This window comes from Actinomycetota bacterium, assembly GCA_005888325.1.
In the GTDB taxonomy this organism is placed as follows: Bacteria; Actinomycetota; Acidimicrobiia; order Acidimicrobiales; family AC-14; genus AC-14.
This window is the reverse complement of record VAWU01000093.1, coordinates 2,626-4,622: the sequence shown is the minus strand read 5'-3', so window position 1 is coordinate 4,622 and position 1,997 is coordinate 2,626. Positions and strand designations below refer to the sequence as shown.

Annotated in this window: 2 protein-coding genes; both read left to right on the top strand. The window is 66.9% G+C overall.

The annotated features are described in order from the left end of the window. Positions 1-775 precede the first annotated feature (775 nt). Positions 776-1,153 carry an STAS domain-containing protein gene (locus E6G06_22340; protein TML84839.1) on the top strand — a complete coding sequence of 126 codons (378 nt, stop codon included), beginning with the start codon at positions 776-778 and terminating at the stop codon, positions 1,151-1,153. Beyond that, positions 1,150-1,488: an STAS domain-containing protein gene (locus E6G06_22335; GenBank protein ID TML84838.1), complete on the top strand. Its 339-nt coding sequence runs from the start codon at positions 1,150-1,152 to the stop codon at positions 1,486-1,488. The genes E6G06_22340 and E6G06_22335 overlap by 4 nt, the downstream gene beginning before the upstream one ends. Positions 1,489-1,997 lie beyond the last annotated feature (509 nt).

Here is a 1,997-nt window from a genome sequence, read left to right as displayed (position 1 = left end):
GAGGGCCCCTGCGTGACGTGTTTGCTCAGCGGCACCGAGCAAGGTATCGACTCCACGCCCGACGATCAGTGCTGGCCTCATTTTTCTCACTACGCCTTTCAACAGGGCGTGCTCAGTTGCCTGACCGTGACGCTGTCGGTGAACCGCGCTGAGATGCGAGCGGCACTCAACCTCTACTCTCGCTCGGCTGGGGCGTTCGGGACGAGTCAGCGACGAGCTGCCGTTCGCTTTGTGCGCAGGCCGCCTACGCGGTCGCGAACGCACGGGAGTACTCCCGGAGGCGGGAGGAGGTTGAGGGCCTCAACCGACGGCTGGGTCGCTCAGACGATGTGGTCCAACAGGCCACCGGCATCCTGATGCCGCGCCACGGCGCCGATGCAGCTTCTGCTCGGGCACTTCTGGACAGCGGCGCCATTCACTGTCCACCGCGGTGGAGCGCGTCGCCCACCAGGTGATCCGCTCGCTTCGTTACGCGGGGCCGTCTCGGCGCCGATCCACGTCGATCGCGATGCCTGGTCCGCGAGCGGGTTCGGAGCGCCACGAGGCGAGCGTTGCCGACCAGCTCGATGCCTGCCGACAGCCTGCCGATCGGGGCTGCTCGACAGGGGCGGGATGGATGCGTTCGCGCCGAGGGGAGGCAGCCTGCTTCGAGATCCGCCGGGCGCCGTACGGGACTCGGCGGTCGCGCTTGCCGGATGGTGCTCGCCGCCACATACTGATCACGGTTGAGCAGCCAGCCTGAGGGGGAGGGCTCCTCCCACGGCGCCTCGAGGAGGTGTCCGCGCCCGGAGTCCCTTCGCTGATCAGGAGGTCTTCGGTGGCGCTGGTCGATCATGACCGATTCTCGTTGACCTGCTCACGCGCGCTGGGCGCGGTGGTGGTCCGCGTCGAGGGGGACCTGGATGCCGCAGCCGCGGGCGAGCTGCAAACGCACCTGGCCGAGCTCATCGAGGGCCAGGGGAACCTCGACATCATCCTCGACCTCAGCGGGTTGACCTCCTTCGACGCCACTGGCGTCGAGGTCTTCCTCGATGCACTCGGGCGCTTGCGCCAGCGAGGGGGCGAACTGACCCTGAGCGCCCCGTCGCCGGTGGTCGGTTCCCTGCTGGAGCGGACGGGGCTCAACCGCCAGCTCCCCATCACCCGGCTATGACCGCCAGGTCGCTTCCCGATTTCGAGCCGTTTGCCGCCCGCGTGGCATCCGACAACGGGCCTCTCGTCATCCAGGCCCGCGGCGAGCTTGACCTGGGAACTGCTCCCCGTCTGTGGGACGCGCTGGCCGGCGTGCTCGACGACAATCATGGCGAACTTGTCATCGACCTCGAGGGCGTGAGCTTCATGGACGCTCAGGGCATCAAGATCCTCGTCCGGGCGCTCAAACACGTCGAAACGAATGGAGGCAAGCTCGTTCTCCGCTCTCCCCAACCCCCGGCACGAAGGGTGCTCGAGCTGACTGGTTTGGACGACTACCTCACGATCGAGCCCTGAGACGGCGGGAACCCGCAGATCGAATCGCGGGTGTAACCCAGCGATGAAGGTCCTCGCGGCTGATTGCGCCCCCTGGCTTACCGGGCGATAGGGGATCAGTTTTCAGCGGTCACCGACACGGCCGATGCTGTCATCCGGGATCGGCGACGCGACGGTATGGCGCATCGGCGTCGACAGAAGTTGTCCGGAGATGTTCGGACAACATGGGCGAGCAGCGATGATGAGGTGTGGTCACCCCCGGCGAGGAAGGTCTGCCGGCTGATGTCGTCGAGGTGCTGGTCGCCCTCTATCCCCGTGATCTTCCTCAGGTGTATGGCTACCTGCTGCTCAGGTGTCGAAATACTGGGGTCGCAGAGGAGCTGACCTCGGCATGGCGGCGTCGTCAGCGGGGGGCGGGGGCTTTCTCGCGTGGGCTTGATAGCAATAGACCGTCGCCCCCGGCGACCGGGGCAAAGGGCGGCGGATCCCGAAGCCGCCGTGCCGAGGGCGACGAAACCAGAGTAACAGCG

What these genes read in the sequence shown, in the direction of transcription:
- E6G06_22335 (TML84838.1), top strand. Translation starts at nt 1,150, where the DNA reads ATGACCGCCAGGTCGCTTCCCGATTTCGAGCCGTTTGCCGCCCGCGTG.